The organism is Mycobacterium sp. MUNTM1 (genome assembly GCF_054660795.1).
Map to the genome: position 1 here is coordinate 1 of NZ_BAAGDE010000188.1, position 227 is coordinate 227.

A 227-nucleotide genomic window follows, 5' to 3' on the forward strand; every position below is an offset into this window, starting at 1 on the left:
GCCACGTGGTCGGCCCCGATCGCCCCGTCACGCTGGGCCGCGGCGGTGGCGGGCAGCACCGGCGCCAACGGCTCGCCGGTCAGCGCGCGGCGCGGGCCCAGGTCGGCGGCCTCGGCGATCCGGCGGCCGGCCTCGGCCCGGGTGATGTGCAGCCGGTCGGCCAACACCCAGGACAGCTTGCCGCCCAACTCCGTCGAATCCCCTTGCTCACCAAGCTGATTGATGAG

At 75.3% G+C, this 227-nt stretch carries 1 protein-coding gene; it reads right to left on the bottom strand.

What is annotated here, in order from left to right; translation table 11 throughout:
* The coding region (locus ACYQ8K_RS30370) for a DUF222 domain-containing protein (protein ID WP_459975100.1) at positions 1-227 on the bottom strand (227 nt) is incomplete at both ends.